A 14,046-nucleotide genomic window follows, 5' to 3' on the forward strand; every position below is an offset into this window, starting at 1 on the left:
TGACGTCAGGCCTGACCTGTCCGAACTCCCATGCATGGCTGGATTTTTCTCACGACTCAAACAGGGTCTTTCACGGTCGAGTTCGCGTCTCGGCTCCGTCTTCACCCATCGCAAGCTGGACGAAACGGCTCTTGAGGAACTCGAAGACGAACTGATCGCGGCAGACCTCGGCCCCGCCGTCGCCGAACGCGTGATCGAAAGCTTCCGCAGCACGCGCTTCGGCAAGGACGTGACCAGCGACGAAATCCGCGAAACCCTCGCGACCGAGATCGCCCGCGTTCTGGAGCCGGTTGCAGTTCCTTTCGAACCCGATCCGACGAAAAAGCCCCACGTTGTTCTAGTGGTCGGGGTCAATGGCGTCGGCAAGACTACGACCATCGGCAAGATGGCCCGCCTGTACACCGAAGAAGGCAAGTCCGTGATGCTGGTGGCCGGAGATACCTTCCGCGCCGCGGCCGTCGAGCAGCTCGAAGTCTGGGGCAAACGCGCCAATGTTCCGGTCATTGCCGGAAAGCACGGCGCCGATGCAGCGGGACTGGCCTATGACGGCCTCAAGCGCGCAACGGAAGCCGGAACCGACCTGCTTCTGATCGACACAGCCGGACGCCTGCACAACAAGGGCGCGCTGATGGAGGAGCTGGCCAAGGTCATCCGCGTCATGCGGAAATTTGACGAAACGGCACCGCACTCCGTGCTGCTGGTGCTGGATGCCACGACGGGTCAGAATGCCGTCGAACAGGTTCGCGTGTTCCGGGAACTGGTCAACGTGACCGGGCTGATCGTGACCAAGCTGGATGGCTCCGCCCGCGGTGGCATCGTCGTAGCCCTTGCGGAACAGTTCAAGCTGCCCGTCCATATGGTCGGCGTCGGGGAACAGGCCGAAGATCTTCGTCCCTTCTCGGCTCAGGACTATGCCAGAGGTCTGGTCGGTGGCGCGAACGACCTGGCCTCAAGACTGATGGAAACCCCGGGCGAAGACACGTCCACCGCCGAATAAGACGTCAGAACCCGCTGACCTGCGAAAGATCTCAGGTTGCGGGAGTATCATCGTCCGAGGACATCCATTCTTTCTGAAGATAGGCAATGCGCTTTTCAATGGATTTGCGCTCGCGCCGGGCGACCTCCGCATTCCAGAGTCGGCCGCCAATGGCCGAGGCCTCTGCCACAAGCCATGCCGCCCCGGCCGCCAGCCAGTCCAGCGCCAGCGTCACCGGCTGCGTAATCTGCGCGATGCAGGTCTCCCAGTCTCCATTGGCGGCCCAGGCTTCATGCAGCGGCCGCACCATGACCGCGCCGACATAAAACAGAACGATCATAAGACGCTGGCCATCAGCATTCGGATCAAACAGCTTCAGGGCCACCAGCGGGAGCAACAGCACACCGGCGACAAGCAGACTGCCCGGCACATAAGACAGCATCAGGCCGATAATGATCCCGTGCCACCACCGAAATCCCGGAGCACGGAGCATTCCCGCTTCTGCCTGCCTAACGGACGCCATAGATCTTCCTCACTGGCAGAATTCCAACCAGATACTTGCCATTGCAACTGCGATGCCCGTCAGGAGGGAAAAAAATTCGCCAGAATTTCGCGCCTCGCGATCATTGGCGGCTTTCCGCTCAGGCGCCTCGTCGAGCACGCGCATCAGATTGCTGATTTCGGCCTCGGCTTCCTGAGCCTGCCTCTGATCCAGCCGGAGGCCGGTCGGATCGTTGACTGTTGCCAGAAAGACGCCCAGATTTCCGTTTTCCGCTGCCTTTCCCAGACGCACACGCCGCCGGGCGCGTGAGGTTCTGCTCCGCCACTGCCGCAGTTCCGCCTCAAGCAGAGGCAGAGCACGCTGCGCCAGAAAACTGAGCGGCGTGTTGTCGAATTTCCTCTGGACCGCGGCAAGCAGGGTCAGGTCTGCCAGCCAGCCCGGCAACCCGGCTTTCTGTGACTGCGACAGAGGAACAATGCCCTGTCGCGCGCAATGCGTCTCCAGGAACGAGCGCATCTGGTCGTCCAGAAAACCGCTCCGCGCCAGCATATCGTCCGGAAGGTCTTCGATGCCCACATGCCGGTTCAGCCACTGCAACAGACCTTCCGGCAGGGAAATCCGTGCATCCAGACATTTTTTCGAAAGACATGGAAGATAGCTGTTCGCTTCATAGGGGAACCGTCTGACCAGGTCCGCACCTTTGAGCGCCATGCGCCGCGCCGCCACCGACAACGCTGTGATCTGCCGTCCCTGTCTCTGTGGAAGATGGGCTGAAAGGAACGCATCCGGGTTACCCGCCATGAAGCTCAGGATATTGCGGACCGTTCGTTCATCGTCCGGACTGTCTGGCTTCACTGTTGCCTGGGCCATCATCTGGGGCAGCGCTTCAGGCCAGAACCAAATCCCCCCCCAGAACATGGGCGCGGCAGGATCCAGGACGGAAATCGCATGCGTAATGACCATCGTCGCGGGATCGACCGCCTTGCTTCCGCCCGCAGGAAGAAATGAGGCACTTGCCTGTTCGATCAGACTCGACATAACGGAGAGTTCAAGCTCGCCATGAAGCCAGTTACTGACGACTTTCCTTTGCAACAGCGCGGAAAACTCAGTGGGGTGACGTCCAGCGTACCAGGCCAGAGCCTGCGGTGTGTACACGGCATTCCCGCCAATCATGAGCGGAATACGGGCAGGAATGACCGGACGGACCGTAAAAACCTTGCTGGGCGCAATCGTCACCAGATCGCGCGGGGAAGGACGGTTGCGCGGATCATCGGCCAGCATGGCAGTCAGAAGGGAACGCAGCCCGACAGGCACTTTCTGGTCCTGCATGTAGGCCGCTGGCGTACCGATCTCAAAACGACGCTTGAGGATATCAGCATCGGACAGTCCCTCAAGTGGCAGCTTTCCAATCGCAAGCGCGAGAATGATCACGCCCAGCGAAAAGATGTCACAGTCCATCGTCCCCTCGCCCCGTGCGGAAGGACGGCAGACAGCCGAGGACAGGGGTTCGAAAAGAACAGGCTGTTTTTCAGCAGGCGCGGTGACTCCCAGCGGCCCCAGAACAACCTTGTGCAGCCCCTGCCCTACGAACATGTTGTCGGGACGGATGCTGCGACATGTGAGGTTGGCCGCTTCCAGCTTCTGGAGAAGTCCGGCAAACGGACGGATAACGCCGTCAATCAGCTGGCTCTCGGTCCAGAGGCCGAGACTTTCCGCAAGGGAGGGGCCGGGAGGGTGCGGGCACAGCACCCACAGGGCGCCCTGACAGTATTCATGAGTCTGGATCGGAATCACGCTCTCATGACGAAAGAACATGAATTCGGAAAGACGGGCGGAGGGTGCTAAGGGCGCCAGAGCCAGATAGGACGCCCCGGAAGCCGTCATATCCTGCGCGCCATATGTCGCGCAGCCGCCAAAATCAGGCTGTTTGTGATCCAGGCTGATCAGATACCGCTCGGCAATGAGCAGTTCCTGGCTGTTATCTGCCTGTGTGTCGGCCATCGAAATCCCGTTGTTTCCCTGTCCGGTCTTTTGTGCCGGACAGGGATTGAGACTTCGTTAATGCAGAAAGCGATTCCAGCCGTAAGAGATCAGTCTTCGAACGGATCGCGCATCAGGATGGTGTCGTCGCGTTCCGGGCTGGTGGAGAGCAGCGTCACCGGAGCTTCGATCAGCTCCTCGATACGGCGGACATACTTGATGGCCTGTGCGGGAAGTTCGGCCCAGGAGCGCGCACCGGCCGTCGTTTCTTTCCAGCCCGGCATCGTCTCGTAAACCGGCTTGACGCGGGCCTGTGCACCCGGAGCGGACGGAAAGGTCTCGATTTTCTGGCCGTCCAGCTCATAGCCCACGCAGATCGAAATCTCGTCCAGACCGTCCAGAACGTCCAGCTTCGTCAGGGCGATGCCGCTGACGCCGCCGACGCGGACGGCACGACGGATCAGAACCGCATCAAACCAGCCGCAGCGACGGGGGCGACCGGTCACGGTGCCGAATTCATGGCCGCGCTCACCGAGGGTCCGGCCGGTCTGGTCGTGCAGTTCGGTCGGGAACGGCCCCTCGCCCACGCGGGTCGTGTAAGCCTTGGCAATTCCGAGCACGAAGCCGACGGAAGACGGGCTGACACCGCTGCCCGAAGCTGCCACGGCCGCAACCGTGTTGGAGCTCGTGACATACGGATAGGTGCCATGGTCGACGTCCAGCATGACAGCCTGCGCACCTTCAAACAGGATGCGACGACCGGCACGGCGGGCTTCGTCCAGACGGTCCCAGACCTGGCAGGAGAACGGCAGAAGACGCGGCGTGATCTCGGTCAGGAAGTCCTTGAGCTGCTCCTTCGTGAACGTCTCGGCACCCAGACCGGCGAGCAGCGTGTTGTGGTGCAGGAGCAGTTCGTCCAGCTTCCAGTCGAGCGTCTCGGGCTCGGCCAGGTCGCAGATGCGGATGGCGCGACGGGCGACCTTGTCCTCATAAGCCGGGCCGATGCCACGACCGGTCGTGCCGATCTTGTGCTCACCACGGGCAGCCTCACGCGCACGATCGAGCGCACCATGTACCGGCAGGATCAGCGGAGCGTTCTCGGCAATCCACAGCGTCTCGGGCGTAACGACGAGGCCCTGCCCAGTGACGCGGTCGATCTCGGTCATAAGGGCTTTAGGGTCCACGACGACGCCATTGCCAATCACGCCGATCTTGCCACGCACCAGACCGGACGGCAGCAGCGACAGCTTGTAGACCTGCTCGCCCACGACCAACGTGTGACCGGCATTGTGGCCGCCCTGAAAGCGGACAACGATATCGGCGCGGCTGGCGAGCCAGTCGACGATTTTGCCTTTACCCTCGTCTCCCCACTGGGTTCCGATCACGGTGACGTTGGACATGAGCTGACTTCCTAGAACTGACAATACGGGGCGGGAGAAACGAAAGGGACCGGCAGGTCAGAGCGGCTGGGCCGCACCATCCTTCCAGACATGGGTGCAGCGCAGATGACGCGCCTGAGCGAACGCGTCCTCGTCGTAAGACAGGGCGGACACCGTGGCGTAACCGGCCTTGTGCAGGCCGGAGAGACTGGAGGCGTCCAGATCGACGGGCACATAACAGCGCGGACGTGAGGCCGACACGGGAGCAGCGCGCAGAAGGGCCTGCGGACGGAGTGTCAGGCCGCAGGCGGGTTCTTTCCCCGCCAGATAGCGTCCACCACGTCCCAGTTCCTCACGCGAACTGGTTGAAAACACCGTCACGCAAAGGCCGGTATGATAGCACCAGCCCCGGAAATCCACAGGATCAATCGTCAGACGCAGGTCGGGGCTTCGCTCGCGGATCGCTGCCACGGAGGCTGCGAGACGTTCGAAATGCCCGGCGATTTCCTTCGGATAGTCCAGCTCGGCCAGCAGATCCAGCGCACGGTCGGCAGGACCGGCGGCGCGGAGCATGACGGCCAGCATTCCGGCGATCGGGCCGCCCAGTTCCGCCACGGCACTGGCATCCTTGCGGTCCAGCGCATGCAGCAGGGGTTCGCGGTCGGCTTCGGGAATAACGCCTTCGATCAGGCCCAGCGCCAGAGCGGGCATGGACAGATCGAACGACACCCCCTCAATTCCCAGTTCCGTAAGCGCCTTTGCGCCAAGCGCAATGACTTCTGCATCGGCCTGCGCACTGTCGGGGCCGATCAGTTCGATGCCGGCCTGCGAGACCTGACGGTCAGCCTCGCGGCCCGGCGTGCCGACCACGATGCAGCTTCCCGAATAGGACAGGCGCAGGGGGCGCGGCGCGTCCTGAAGACGGATGCTCGCAATCCGGGCGATCTGCGTCGTCATGTCCGGACGCAGTGCCATCATACGATGCGAGTTCGGGTCCATCAGGCGGAAGGTCTGGGGCGCGAGGGATTCCCCCGAACCACCCAGAAGAGAGCTTTCAAATTCCAGCAGAGGCGGCCGGACACGCTGATAGCCGTGACGGGAAAACGCTTCCATCACGCTGGCGATGCCACGGGCTTCGGCTTCTGCCTCACCGGGCAGCAGGTCCGCAAAACCGGACGGGAGCAGCGCTGTGCTGGGGCTTTCGGAATAGAGACTCATGCCGAAAACTCCAGGCGGGTCTGTTCATGCGCCCAGTCGAGCCAGGGCAGCAGCGCTTCAATATCAGCCGTCTCGACCGTGGCCCCCCCCCAGATCCGCAGACCGGCGGGCGCATCACGATAGGCTGCGAGATCGTAACCGGCATCTTCCTTCGCAACGAGCCCGGTCAGATGCTTGACCGCCTTGCCCTTCGCCTCGTCAGACAGGCTTTCAAACCACGGCGCCGTGATTTTCAGACAGATGGACGTGCTGGACCGCGTCTCTTCCCGGACGGAGAGGAACGACACCCAGTGCGCCGTTTCGATCCACTGGGCGACAGCCGCCAGATTCTGCTGCGAACGCGCCTTCAGGGCAGTCAGACCGCCGATCTGTTCGGCCCAGCGCAGACCATCCAGCGCGTCCTCGACGCAGATCATGGACGGCGTGTTGATCGTATCGCCTTCGAAAATAGCCTCGATCAGGCCCTTCTTGTTGGCCAGACGGAAAATTTTGGGCAGCGGACGCGGAGAAGGCTGAGCCAGACGGGCAGCAGCACGCGGGCTGAGCGCTACCATGCCATGCGCGGCCTCGCCACCCAGAGCTTTCTGCCAGGACCAGGTCACGATATCGAGCCGGTCCCACGGCAGATCCATCGCAAACGCCGCAGACGTGGCGTCACAGATGACCAGACCTTCGTGTTCGACCGGAATGGCGTCAGCGTTGGGAATGCACACACCCGACGTCGTGCCGTTCCATGTCAGGACAACATCGCGGCTCCAGTCCACGGCCGTCAGATCCGGCAGTTCGCCATAAGGTGCGTCCAGAACGCGCAGATCTTCGATTTTCAGAACGTCGCGCAGATCCTGCGCCCAGGTTCCGGAGAAGCTCTCGAAGGACAGGACGTCGATCCCGCGTTCACCGGCGAGCGCCCACAGGACCATTTCCACAGCGCCCGTATCGGACGCGGGAACAATCCCCACACGCCAGTCGGATGGAATGCCGAGCAGGTCTTTGGAGCGGGTGATGACCTCTTTAAGGCGCGCACGGCCCTCGGGCGCGCGGTGCGATCGGCCGAGCAGGGCCTGATCCAGGCCGGACAGGGACCATCCGGGACGCTTGGCGCAGGGACCTGAGGAGAAGAACGGGCGGGAGGGTTTGACAGTCGGCTTGGACATGCGCGTTCCGGGCTGATCGGTCCTGAGGTCATTCCGGCAGAAAATGACCGTTCATGGTGCGAGAGAGGGGACTCGAACCCCTATGCCTTTCGGCGGTCGATTTTGAGCCGACTGCGTCTACCGTTCCGCCACTCTCGCGCGGGCAGCCCGGACCCTAATGCATTCCCCACAAAAGGGCCAGAGTGCAAAAATCCGGGCTGTGAAATAACGTAATCTTACAGGCCCAGCATCAGCAGCAGGTTCTGGATGGCCGCGCCCGAGGCACCCTTGCCCAGATTGTCCAGCCGCGCGGTCAGAACGACCTGTTCGCCGTTATGATGCACCCGCAATTCCATATCGTCGGTATTAGCCAGAGTGTCCGCCACAAGCTGCGTCTCGGCGGGCATAACGCGCACATGGGCGCATCCGGCATAGGCGTCCTGCAGTACAGCTTCGATTTCCGCCGCCGAGGGCTGACCCGGAAGATCTTTCAGATGCAGCGGGATGGACACGATCATGCCCTGAGGGAAATGCCCGACCGAGGGGACAAACAGCGGCTGGCGTGTCAGGCCGGAATAGTGCCGGATTTCCGCCAGATGCTTGTGCTTGAGGTTCAGTCCGTACAGGAAAAATGCCGGACCGCCGTTCTTTTCATGCTCCTCGATCGCCACGCGGCCTGCGCCGCTATAGCCCGAGACAGCGTTGATCGAGACGGGATGATCGGCCGGAAGCAGTCCTGCCCGGACCAGAGGGCGCATCAGGGCAATGGCGCCCGTCGGATAGCAGCCGGGATTGGCGACAAACCGCGCGCCCTTGATGGCAGCCGCCTGTTCCGCATCCATTTCAGGAAAGCCATAAATCCAGCCATCAGCGATCCGGTGTGCGGTGCTGGCATCCAGAATCCGGACATCCAGCCCCTCGGCCAGCGCCACGGTTTCGCAGGCGGCTTCATCCGGCAGACACAGAATGGCGACATCAGCCTGTTCGAGCATGGAGCGACGGGCGGCCTTGTCCTTGCGCAGATCCGGCGCAATCGACAAAATTTCCAGGCCATGAGAGGCCGGAAGCGCCTCGATCCGCTGGCGGATTCCCAGACCCGTCGTGCCTGCTTCCCCGTCAATGAAAATGCGTGCCATGCGCCAGCAACCCCGTCTGCAAATCCGTTCCGGAAGACGTTTTACGTCGGGAATGTCAGGCTGTCACGCGCAGGGCGCATCCGGTGCTTTCATCCACCCGGCCGCACGGCTATGAACCTCTGAGCACGATAACAGTAGGATCTTCCCATGCCCCAGTCCAACCGGCCGTCCTCCCAGCCGTCCCCGCGGCAGATCGACCGCCTGCTGGACGTCATGAAGCGCCTGCGCGACCCGCAAGGCGGCTGCCCCTGGGACGTGGAACAGACGCCGGCCACCATCGCCCCTTTCGCGATCGAGGAAGCCTATGAAGTCATGGACGCCATCGCCCGTGACGACCGCGAGGCCATTCCCGACGAACTGGGGGACCTGCTGCTTCAGGTCGTCTTTCAGGCCCAGATGGCGCAGGAAGCTGGTCACTTCGATTTCGAGACCGTGGCAGGACTGATCGCCGACAAGCTGGTGCGCCGTCACCCGCATGTTTTCGGCGATGCGGCTCTGGATGACGATTCCTGGGAGCGGGAAAAAGACGCCGAGCGTCAGCGCAAGGCCGAATACGGCGCGCTGGCCGGTGTTGCCCTCCCCCTCCCCGCCCTGATGCGCGCCGCGAAACTGAGCCGCCGCGCCGCCCGCGTGGGGTTCGACTGGGACGCCCCCACTGGCATTCTCGACAAGGTTCATGAAGAGATCGACGAACTGAAAGCCGAACTCGGCGGAGACCGGGACCGCATCGAGGACGAACTGGGCGACGTCCTGTTCACCGTGGCAAGTCTGGCCCGCAAACTGGATATCGACCCCGAAGCGGCCCTGCGCCGGAGCAATGCCAAATTCACCCGTCGCTTTGAAGCGATGGAAGAAATGCTCGCGCGCAAGGGGCAAACCATGGCCGAGCAGGACCTGCCGACCATGGAAGCACTCTGGCAGGAAGCGAAGACACTTCCCGGCATGAAATGACATCTTGATTACAGATCATACCTTCGTTGCGAATGAAACTGCCGCGAATACCGTAACCGAATACACTCCGTATCACTCGGTTACAGGAGTCCTTATCCTTTCTTAACCTTCTGATCCGAAACTGGTCTTCGTTTTTTTCCAACGGAGTCTTTTCATTATGACAGGCATTTCTTCCATCGGCTCTTCGGCCATGAGCAGCCTTTACAGCGCGAGCAGCGCGTCGTCTTCCAGCGCGTCCTCATCGTCCAGCAGCAGTTCCTCCACGCAGGAAACCACGACAACCAAACTGAATGCCGACGGCTCCACGACGACCATCGTCGAGGACGCCCAGGGAAACATCATTTCCGAGACGACTTCCGGCGAATCTTCGAACTCCGGCTCCAGCAGCGATACGAGCCATCTGCTCAGCGTTTCGGCCTGAAACGTACACCTGCTACACAAAAAGATACGTCAGGCCCGCGGGTCTGACGTTTTCATGCGGGCCGAACCTGCTAGAGAACGTTCCCATGACGGACGATCTCGCCCCCTTCGATTTCGAACTCCCCCGCGATCACATCGCGACGGAACCTGCACGCCCGCGTGACAGCGCAACGCTGCTGCATGTCCGGCCCGGCCTGGCACCTGATCCGCATGTGATTCGCGAATTACCGGATTTCCTGCGTGAAGGAGATCTGCTGATTGCCAACAATACGGCCGTTATCCGCGCCCAGCTTGCCGCCACGCGTGGCGAGGCAAAAATCGGCCTGACGCTCGACCGTATTCTTGCGGACGGAAGCTGGCACGCCCTGGCACGCAATTCCCGCAAGCTGAAACCGCAGGATATCCTGCATTTCGGAGACGATCCCGTCACGGCCACCGTTGTCGAAAACGAAGGCGACGGCGCGGTCAGCATCCGCTTCTCAGTCGAAGGAGACGATTTCGATGCGTTTCTCGAACGGGTCGGAGCGCTGGCCCTGCCTCCTTATATCGAGCGCCCTTTCGGCCCGACGAAACAGGACGATACGGATTATCGCACTATTTTCTCGCAGTATCGCGGTGCGGTCGCAGCGCCGACGGCGGGCCTGCATTTCACGCCTGAAGTGCTCGCAGCACTGGACGCAAAAGGCATCCAGCGCCGGACCCTGACGCTGCATGTCGGCGCGGGCACATTCCTGCCCGTCCGCTCCACCATCGCCGAGCACAAAATGCATGCAGAGTGGGGCGAGATCGACGCCGACACCGCAGCCGCCATCAACGAAACCCGTGCGCGTGGCGGCCGGGTTATTGCCGTCGGCACCACGTCCCTGCGCCTGCTGGAAAGCGCAGCCCGCGATGACGGCACCGTGGCCCCCTGGCGTGGCGAGACCTCCATTTTCATCAAGCCCGGATACCGCTTCAAGGCAGTGGACGTCCTGATGACGAACTTCCATCTGCCGCGTTCGACGCTGTTCATGCTTGTTTGCGCGTTCAGCGGCACCGAGACCATGCGTGAGGCTTATGCCTACGCCATCGCCAACGGATTGCGGTTCTATTCGTATGGCGATGCCTGCCTGCTGGAGCGCGCGCCATGAGCAATCATCAAACCGATCATGCCACCAAAATGACCTGGGTGCCTGAAGCGAGCTGCGGCATGGCGCGCGCGGGCCATCTGCACACCCGCCACGGTACGGTCCCAACCCCAACCTTCATGCCGGTCGGCACGGTGGGCACGGTCAAGGGCATGACGATGGACGCCGTGCGCTCCACAGGGGCGGGCATCGTTCTGGGTAATACCTATCATCTCATGCTACGCCCCACGGCGGACCGTGTGCAGAAGCTGGGCGGCCTGCACAGAATGATGGACTGGCCCGGCCCGATCCTGACCGATTCCGGCGGATTTCAGGTCATGTCGCTCGGCGCGCTGCGCAAGCTTGACGAAGACGGCGTGACGTTCCGCTCGCATATCGACGGCAGCAAGCACCGCCTGACACCGGAGATCTCGACCGACATCCAGTTCAAGCTCGATGCGACCATCACCATGGCGTTCGATGAGTGCCCGGCCCTGCCTGCCACGCCGGAAGTGCTGCGGAAATCCATGGAAATGTCCATGCGCTGGGCCGCCCGTTCCCGCGAGGCGTTTGTCGCGCGTGAAGGATATGGCCAGTTCGGCATCGTACAGGGCGGAACCGAGCGGGACTTACGCGAATATTCCATCAAGGCCCTGACCGAGATCGGCTTTGAAGGCTATGCGATCGGTGGTCTGGCCGTGGGCGAAGGTCAGGAACTGATGTTCTCGACGCTGGACTTCACCACGCCGATGCTGCCGCAGGACAAGGCGCGGTATCTGATGGGTGTCGGCACGCCGGACGATCTGCTGGGCGCGGTCATGCGCGGCGTGGACATGTTCGACTGCGTGATGCCCTCACGCGCGGGTCGCACCGCCCGCGCCTATACGGAGCGCGGCCCCATCAATCTGCGCAACGCCCGTTTCGCCGAAGACACCCGCACGCTGACGCCCCATGATGATACACCCATCGCCGGGCGTTACAGCCGCGCATACCTGCATCATCTGTTCCGCGCCAACGAAATGCTCGGCCCGATGCTGCTGACATGGCACAACCTGGCCTATTACCAGCGCCTGATGCGCCAGATCCGCGCCGCGATCGTGGACGGCACGCTCGACGTTTTGGCTGTGAAGCTGCGCGAAGACTGGGCCAAGGGCGACTGGACCGAAGACGAATGGCCGATGCCGGATCTGGCCCTGTAAGCTGGGGCTTTGCCCCAGACCCCACAGAGGGACGCAGTCCCTTTGATCCCGATTCATAAAGCGGGGTGAAAGGGTCTCGACCCCTTCCGGGTGCAGGGCAGAGCCCTGCATCACCTCAGAAAGACCCATCCATGCGCCATGTCGTCTCCGCTCTGGTTCTGAGCACCGCTCTCGCAACGGGAACGGCCTGCGCCGCACCGGAAGAAATCCGCGTTCTGGTCGTGGCCAATTTCGAAGTCGGGCACGATACCGGGGACGCGCCCGGCGAGTATCAGGACTGGGTAGAACGTCTGCATCTGGACGAAACCGTCCCCATCCGCGGCGTCCCGGACCAGCTCCGCCGCAATAAGGAGGGCGTGTACGGCATCGTCCTGCGACATGGCGATATGGATCTGCACGCATTGGCGCTCGATCCACACTTTGACCTGCACCATACCTACTGGCTATTCACCGGCATTTCCGGCGTTAATCCGAACATGGCATCGGTGGGAAGCGTGGCCTGGGCACAATGGGTTGTGGATGCGGACGCCCTGCGCGAAATCGACGACCGCACTATCCCGAAAGGCTGGCCTTACGGACTTTACGCGATTGGTGCGAGCCGTCCGGACACCCTGCCCGACAACCCGAACCATTATGGCTCAGTGACGGATGTGGCGCAGTTGACCAAGGCCTATCCGCTCAATCGTGGTCTGGCGCGCTGGGCGTTTGCCCTGAGCCAGAATGTAAAACTCGCGGATGATCCGGTGATTGCCGAACGCCGCAAGGCATGGCGCGGCTATCCGCAGGCGCAGAAGCCGCCGATGGTGCTGATGGGCGAGACGCTGGGTACCGAACGCTACTGGCATGGCGCGGAACGCAACCGCTGGGCCGAAAACTGGGTCACGATGTGGACGAAAGGTCAGGGACATTTCGTCATGACCAATGAGGAAAGCCAGCATTACCAGTATGACACGCGGATGCTGGCGCGGCTGGGCTATGTTGATCCGGAGCGGATCATGGTCCTGCGCTCAGGCAGCAATTTCGATATGCCACCGCCTGGCGTTTCGGTCACGGCGTCCATGGGAGACGAAGGACCGGGGCAGGCCGTCGCCTATGACAACAACGAACGCGCGGGAGAGCCGGTCGTGCGTGAACTGGTCACGCACTGGGCCCGCTATCGCGACCATATTCCGACACGCTGACCGGAGTTCGCAGACCGGCCTTTTGCCGTCGGATAAAACCTGTCCCGATCCAGCAGCGTGACGGTCATGAAGGCGACGTAAAGCAGCAGGTACCACGATCCCATTTTGCTAAAACTGACCATCTGGTGCCCGTGCTGCCCCGCATAACGCCAGATGCCGCTCGTCGTGCAGACATTTTCGGCAATCCAGAGCGCAACACTCGACAGGAATGCGGCCAGAGGCAGTGGCATCCACCAATCGCGCTGCGTGATCCGGAAGTGGATCATGGTGCGACCATAAACCGCGAGCGTGCCCATAAAGAGCGCATATCGAAGGTCTGGAATGAAATGATGCGAGAAGAAATTGACGTAAATCAGCAGCGCCAGGCCGAATGTCTGCCAGAATGGTGGATAGGGGATGAAGCGCATGTCGAAAATACGGATGGCGCGCGCCATGTAGCTGCCGACGCTGGCATACATGAAGCCTGAAAACAGCGGCACATCCATCACGCGGAAAAAACAGGGTTCGGGATAGCCCCAGGCGCCCACGCGGACCTTGAACCACTCCATGGCCGTTCCCGTCAGATGGAACAGCACGATGACGCGCGCTTCCGTCCAGGTTTCCAGCTTCAGGGCAAGGAAAAGAAGCTGGATCAAGATGGCGAATACGAACAGCGCATCATAGCGGTGCACCGGCCATCCGGGCTGCCAGAGAACGCGCGTGAGCAGGGCGGCCCCTAGCAGCAGACCGCCAAACAGCGCGGCCCAGCCCTGCTTGAGCACAAACAGGATGGCGTCCCGCAGGACAGGCGGCAGCCAGTGCCGCGCCCAGTCCCCCATCCGTCGTTCAAGAAGACCGGTCTGGAGAGGGGGCTGGTCAGACATGG

At 61.9% G+C, this 14,046-nt stretch carries 13 protein-coding genes and 1 tRNA gene; 6 read left to right on the plus strand and 8 right to left on the minus strand.

What is annotated here, in order from left to right; translation table 11 throughout:
- Nucleotides 1-34: 34 nt before the first annotated feature.
- On the plus strand, nucleotides 35-997 hold the full coding sequence (gene ftsY, locus A0U94_RS10565) for a signal recognition particle-docking protein FtsY (RefSeq protein ID WP_062106856.1): 963 nt from the start codon (nucleotides 35-37) through the stop codon (nucleotides 995-997).
- Between the two features lie 31 nt (nucleotides 998-1,028).
- On the opposite strand, the gene A0U94_RS10570 is transcribed toward ftsY, so the two are convergent.
- The 7 genes from A0U94_RS10570 to argC form a co-directional block, all read right to left on the minus strand.
- A complete protein-coding gene (locus A0U94_RS10570) occupies nucleotides 1,029-1,499 on the minus strand; it encodes a hypothetical protein (protein WP_062027971.1) in 471 nt (156 codons plus the stop codon).
- Between the two features lie 9 nt (nucleotides 1,500-1,508).
- A complete protein-coding gene (locus A0U94_RS10575; RefSeq protein ID WP_077803346.1) occupies nucleotides 1,509-3,479 on the minus strand; it encodes a serine/threonine-protein kinase in 1,971 nt (656 codons plus the stop codon).
- Between the two features lie 89 nt (nucleotides 3,480-3,568).
- Nucleotides 3,569-4,858, minus strand: coding sequence for an adenylosuccinate synthase (locus A0U94_RS10580; protein ID WP_077803347.1), 1,290 nt, complete (start codon nucleotides 4,856-4,858; stop codon nucleotides 3,569-3,571).
- A gap of 57 nt (nucleotides 4,859-4,915) precedes the next feature.
- Entirely contained in the window at nucleotides 4,916-6,055 is a 1,140-nt protein-coding gene (locus A0U94_RS10585) for an ATP phosphoribosyltransferase regulatory subunit (RefSeq protein WP_077803348.1), read from the minus strand.
- Nucleotides 6,052-7,209 carry a phosphoserine transaminase gene (locus A0U94_RS10590; RefSeq protein WP_077803349.1) on the minus strand — a complete coding sequence of 386 codons (1,158 nt, stop codon included), beginning with the start codon at nucleotides 7,207-7,209 and terminating at the stop codon, nucleotides 6,052-6,054. Before A0U94_RS10590 ends, A0U94_RS10585 begins: the two co-directional genes overlap by 4 nt.
- A 54-nt stretch (nucleotides 7,210-7,263) precedes the next feature.
- A tRNA-Leu gene (locus A0U94_RS10595) sits at nucleotides 7,264-7,347 on the minus strand.
- 77 nt (nucleotides 7,348-7,424) lie between these two features.
- The gene (gene argC / locus A0U94_RS10600; RefSeq protein ID WP_077803350.1) at nucleotides 7,425-8,324 is read right to left on the minus strand and encodes an N-acetyl-gamma-glutamyl-phosphate reductase; all 900 of its coding nucleotides are present in this window, start codon (nucleotides 8,322-8,324) and stop codon (nucleotides 7,425-7,427) included.
- 147 nt (nucleotides 8,325-8,471) lie between these two features.
- Here argC and mazG point away from each other — a divergent pair, with 147 nt between their 5' ends.
- The 5 genes from mazG to A0U94_RS10625 all read left to right on the plus strand — a co-directional run bounded on the left by mazG (nucleotide 8,472) and on the right by A0U94_RS10625 (nucleotide 13,181).
- Nucleotides 8,472-9,275, plus strand: coding sequence for a nucleoside triphosphate pyrophosphohydrolase (mazG, locus tag A0U94_RS10605; RefSeq protein ID WP_062028401.1), 804 nt, complete (start codon nucleotides 8,472-8,474; stop codon nucleotides 9,273-9,275).
- Between the two features lie 157 nt (nucleotides 9,276-9,432).
- The gene (locus tag A0U94_RS10610) at nucleotides 9,433-9,696 is read left to right on the plus strand and encodes a hypothetical protein (RefSeq protein ID WP_208611635.1); all 264 of its coding nucleotides are present in this window, start codon (nucleotides 9,433-9,435) and stop codon (nucleotides 9,694-9,696) included.
- An 85-nt stretch (nucleotides 9,697-9,781) separates the two neighbouring features.
- Nucleotides 9,782-10,825 carry a tRNA preQ1(34) S-adenosylmethionine ribosyltransferase-isomerase QueA gene (queA, locus tag A0U94_RS10615; protein WP_077803352.1) on the plus strand — a complete coding sequence of 348 codons (1,044 nt, stop codon included), beginning with the start codon at nucleotides 9,782-9,784 and terminating at the stop codon, nucleotides 10,823-10,825.
- 29 nt (nucleotides 10,826-10,854) lie between these two features.
- A complete protein-coding gene (tgt, locus tag A0U94_RS10620) occupies nucleotides 10,855-12,000 on the plus strand; it encodes a tRNA guanosine(34) transglycosylase Tgt (RefSeq protein ID WP_149026819.1) in 1,146 nt (381 codons plus the stop codon).
- Nucleotides 12,001-12,131: 131 nt separating this feature from the next.
- Complete coding sequence (locus A0U94_RS10625) at nucleotides 12,132-13,181, plus strand: purine-nucleoside phosphorylase (protein WP_077803354.1); 1,050 nt, start codon at nucleotides 12,132-12,134, stop codon at nucleotides 13,179-13,181.
- Here A0U94_RS10625 and A0U94_RS10630 read toward each other — a convergent pair.
- Entirely contained in the window at nucleotides 13,154-14,044 is an 891-nt protein-coding gene (locus tag A0U94_RS10630) for a DUF817 domain-containing protein (protein ID WP_149026753.1), read from the minus strand. The two genes, A0U94_RS10625 and A0U94_RS10630, sit on opposite strands and share 28 nt — an antisense overlap.
- Nucleotides 14,045-14,046: the final 2 nt, after the last annotated feature.

The sequence above is a fragment of the Gluconobacter albidus genome (assembly GCF_002005485.1).
Classification (GTDB): Bacteria; Pseudomonadota; Alphaproteobacteria; order Acetobacterales; family Acetobacteraceae; genus Gluconobacter; species Gluconobacter albidus.

Coding starts and splice junctions, on each gene's coding strand:
- ftsY (WP_062106856.1), top strand. CDS start 35: ATGGCTGGATTTTTCTCACGACTCAAACAGGGTCTTTCACGGTCGAGT.
- A0U94_RS10570 (WP_062027971.1), bottom strand. CDS start 1,499: ATGGCGTCCGTTAGGCAGGCAGAAGCGGGAATGCTCCGTGCTCCGGGA.
- A0U94_RS10575 (WP_077803346.1), bottom strand. CDS start 3,479: ATGGCCGACACACAGGCAGATAACAGCCAGGAACTGCTCATTGCCGAG.
- A0U94_RS10580 (WP_077803347.1), bottom strand. CDS start 4,858: ATGTCCAACGTCACCGTGATCGGAACCCAGTGGGGAGACGAGGGTAAA.
- A0U94_RS10585 (WP_077803348.1), bottom strand. CDS start 6,055: ATGAGTCTCTATTCCGAAAGCCCCAGCACAGCGCTGCTCCCGTCCGGT.
- A0U94_RS10590 (WP_077803349.1), bottom strand. CDS start 7,209: ATGTCCAAGCCGACTGTCAAACCCTCCCGCCCGTTCTTCTCCTCAGGT.
- argC (WP_077803350.1), bottom strand. CDS start 8,324: ATGGCACGCATTTTCATTGACGGGGAAGCAGGCACGACGGGTCTGGGA.
- mazG (WP_062028401.1), top strand. CDS start 8,472: ATGCCCCAGTCCAACCGGCCGTCCTCCCAGCCGTCCCCGCGGCAGATC.
- A0U94_RS10610 (WP_208611635.1), top strand. CDS start 9,433: ATGACAGGCATTTCTTCCATCGGCTCTTCGGCCATGAGCAGCCTTTAC.
- queA (WP_077803352.1), top strand. CDS start 9,782: ATGACGGACGATCTCGCCCCCTTCGATTTCGAACTCCCCCGCGATCAC.
- tgt (WP_149026819.1), top strand. CDS start 10,855: ATGACCTGGGTGCCTGAAGCGAGCTGCGGCATGGCGCGCGCGGGCCAT.
- A0U94_RS10625 (WP_077803354.1), top strand. CDS start 12,132: ATGCGCCATGTCGTCTCCGCTCTGGTTCTGAGCACCGCTCTCGCAACG.
- A0U94_RS10630 (WP_149026753.1), bottom strand. CDS start 14,044: ATGTCTGACCAGCCCCCTCTCCAGACCGGTCTTCTTGAACGACGGATG.